This is a genomic window from Nocardia neocaledoniensis, assembly GCF_029868625.1.
Taxonomy (GTDB): Bacteria; Actinomycetota; Actinomycetes; order Mycobacteriales; family Mycobacteriaceae; genus Nocardia; species Nocardia neocaledoniensis_A.
In genome coordinates this window covers 1-3,262 of record NZ_JARWOJ010000325.1, presented here as the reverse complement: position 1 = coordinate 3,262, position 3,262 = coordinate 1, and the positions used below count along the sequence as shown (strand labels likewise).

The window sequence follows — 3,262 nt, the reverse complement described above, 5'->3', positions numbered from 1 at the left end:
GGCCTCACCAGCGGTGGCCTCAACATCATCGATTCCCTTCTCGGCGCGCGCGAACTCAGCACGCCCACCGAGTGATTCGAGAGCGCTGAATTCCCCGACCATCCCCTCAGGTCGGCTCGAATTCGGGTGGGCGCCCGGGGGGCGCATCGCTCATTCCGGGGGAGTCTTCAGCAGTTCCAGGGACACCTGCGCCTGGGCGATCCGGCGGATGGCGGCCAGCGCGGTGTCACCGAGCACGGTCAGCACCACCACGGCGTCGATGATGTCGTCGCGCCCGCCGGCCGACAGCGCGGTCGTCACGTCGTTGTCGGCGATCATCCTGGCTCCGTCGAAGTAGCTCGGCAGGGCCGTCGTGCCCCAGTCCTCGTAGCCGAGCTGAGCCAGCCGCACCAGGACCGAGGTGAGGATATCGATCGGGCCCGGGCTCGGCTTGGTGTCCCAGCCGCGCCGGTCCATCTCCGCGCGCACGGTGGCGGCGGCGCGTTCCCATTCGTCGTCGGCCGCGGGCGGCGACGGTGCGGTGATGCTGTCCTGCACCACGCCGAGCAGGTGGAACATCGGCAGGTCGGGGGAGTCCACGGCGGCGAGCACCTCGCCCACGGTGGCCACCGGCAGCCCGCCGACCTCGATCAGCGCGCGCACCAGCCGCAGCCTGCGCAGATGCTGCTCGCCGTAGCTGGCCTGGTTGGGCCCGGTCCGCTCACCGGGCGGAAGCAGGCCTTCGCGTAGGTAGTACTTGATCGTCGCCAGCGCGATCCCGCTGCGCTCGCTCAACTCCGAGATCCGCACAGTTCACCTCTGCTTTCCGCCTTCCCCCTTGCTCGTCATGGCTACAGCGGATAGTCTAACTATCCATAACGGATAGTGAAGCTATCTATCTCTGGGAGATCCGTCATGTCTGTCCTTTCGTCCCTCGACGCGCTGCCCCGCAGGCAGTCCCGACTCCATCGCCCCCTGCTCTGGTTCGCCGCGATCAACGCGGTCCTGGTCGTCGTCGGCGTCGTCGGGATGCTGGTCGACGACCGGGTGATCGCCGGGTCGACCGCCTGGTTCAAGCCGACCAAGTTCGCGATCTCGTTCGTGCTCTACAGCGTCGCGCTGGCGTGGTTGATCTCGTTGCGGCCCAAGCCGTCCCGGCTCACATCGGCGATGGCGACAGTGATCGTCGTCGCGGGCGCGGTCGAGCAGCTGATCATCTTCGGCCAGGTGGTCCGCGGCACCCGCAGCCACTACAACATGACCACCACGTTCGACGCCGTCATGTGGGTCACCATGGGCAGCACCATCCTCGTGCTCTTCGTCGCCACCATGGTCGTCGCGGCGCAGCTCTCGTTCGCCAGGTTCGGCGATCCGGCGACCACCTGGTCGATCCGGCTCGGCCTGGCGATCACCCTGGTCGGGCTCGGGCTGGGCAACCTGATGCCGAACCGCGAATCGGGCGTGACCGACATCGCCGGCGCGCACACCGTCGGCGCGCCCGACGGCACGCCGGGCATGCCGCTGACCGGCTGGAGCACCACCCACGGTGACCTGCGCATTCCGCACTTCTTCGGCATGCACGCCCTGCAGGTGCTGCCCTTGTTCGCCGCGCTCCTGCTGATCGTGGCGCCGCGTATCCCGCTGCTGGCGTCGGTGCGCGTGCGCCTCGGGCTGGTCTGGACCGTGGCCCTCGGCTATGCCGCGACGCTGGCGCTGGTCACCTGGCAGGCCCTGCGCGGCCAGCCGCTGATCCACCCCGACCGGGCCACCCTCACGGCGGCCGCGGCGGTCCTCACCCTCGTCGTCACCGGAACCCTCGTCTCGATCGCGAGCGCGACCCGCACCCGAAAGGCAGTCGCCGCATGAGCACGCTGTTCGACCTCTCGTTCTACGTCACCGTGCCGTTCTGGGCGCTGATGATCCTGGCCCCCACCTGGCGGCACACCCGCACCGTCATCGGCTCACCGTGGATCGTGTTGCTGCCGTTGACGATCTGGGCGATCGTGGCCGTCCCCGTCCTCGGCGCGCTGTGGTCGCTGGTCACCTCGCCGTCGCTGGCCGCGATCACCGCCGCCGTCGCCGACCCGGCCCTGCTCACCGCCCTGTGGGCGCAGATCCTCGCCTGGGATCTGTTCCTCGGCCGCTGGATCTACCTCGACAGCCGCGAGCGCGGGATCTCGCCCCTGCTGATGGGGCCACTGCTGGTCGGCACGATCCTGTTGTCGCCCATCGCTTTTCCGGTCTACCTCGGGATCCGGGAGGTGGCCGGGCGGAAGGTGGCCACGGTGCGGGCGGACCCCGTCCCCGCATGACGAGGCCGGTCCGGACCGCACGAGGTCCGGGCCGGCCGTGTGCTGAGGTCAGTCGAAATCGGTGGCGCGCGTAGTCGATTCCCAGGCGAGGACGTCGGTACGGACCGCGTCCAGGTGGCCAAGGACGGCGTCGACCGCGTCGTTTCCGAGCGGTAGACGCAGCGGGGTCTTCTCGGCGGCGAGGGCGGCGCGGATGGCGGCCGCGGCCTTGGCGGGGTCGCCGGGCTGGGTGCCGTCGCCGCCCTCGACCATGCGGCGGGTCTTGCCCGAGGTGTCGGCGTAGACCGCGCTCTCAGCGCTGAACGCGGCGGCGCCGCGGCCGAACAGGCCGGTGCGGAAGGCGCCGGGTTCCACGATCAGCACTTTGATCCCGAAGGGTGCCACCTCCTCGGCCAGCGCCTCCGAGAGCCCTTCGAGCGCGAATTTCGTCGCGCTGTAGGCGGAGAAGCCCGCGAACGACAGCTGCCCGCCGATGCTGCTCATCATCACCACGGCGCCTCCACCCTGGGCGCGCATGTGCGGCAGGACCGCGCGGGTGAGTGCGGCGGGGCCGAACACGTGCAGGTCGAACAGGTCACGCAGCTCGGTGTCGGTGGTCTCCTCGACCGCGCCGACCTGGGTGCGCCCGGCATTGTTGACCAGGACATCGATCCGACCGTGGCGGGCGGCCACATCGGCGACGACGGCGTCGATCCGCGCGGTGTCGGTGACGTCGAGGGCGATGGTCTCGAGCTGATCGGGGTGCGCGGCGGCCAGCTCGTCGAGGGCGGCGGTGGGGGGGGGGGGGGCGGCGCCCGGGGGGCGCCCCCCCCCCGCCCCCGCGGGGGGGGGGGGGGGGCGACCGCAGCGGCGCCTTCGAGGACCCGTGGGGCCACCGCTGGACCGTGGCCACCCACATCGAGGACGTCTCGGAGGAGGAGATGCAGCGGCGCATGGACGAGATGATGAACGCGGGCTGATCACGCCGGCAC

General features: G+C 70.7%; 4 protein-coding genes. 2 read left to right on the top strand and 2 right to left on the bottom strand.

The annotated features are described in order from the left end of the window. Positions 1-150: 150 nt before the first annotated feature. A complete protein-coding gene (locus QH270_RS24510; protein WP_280346438.1) occupies positions 151-789 on the bottom strand; it encodes a MerR family transcriptional regulator in 639 nt (212 codons plus the stop codon). 105 nt (positions 790-894) lie between these two features. Between QH270_RS24510 and QH270_RS24505 the strand changes: the two genes are divergently transcribed. Further along, entirely contained in the window at positions 895-1,845 is a 951-nt protein-coding gene (locus tag QH270_RS24505; RefSeq protein ID WP_280346437.1) for a hypothetical protein, read from the top strand. After that, on the top strand, positions 1,842-2,291 hold the full coding sequence (locus tag QH270_RS24500) for an ABA4-like family protein (RefSeq protein WP_280346436.1): 450 nt from the start codon (positions 1,842-1,844) through the stop codon (positions 2,289-2,291). Before QH270_RS24505 ends, QH270_RS24500 begins: the two co-directional genes overlap by 4 nt. Before the next feature lie 48 nt (positions 2,292-2,339). Here the strand turns inward: QH270_RS24500 and QH270_RS24495 are convergent. Further along, positions 2,340-3,262, bottom strand: a 923-nt coding sequence (locus QH270_RS24495) for an SDR family NAD(P)-dependent oxidoreductase (protein ID WP_432420423.1), incomplete at its 5' end; no start/stop codon positions are given.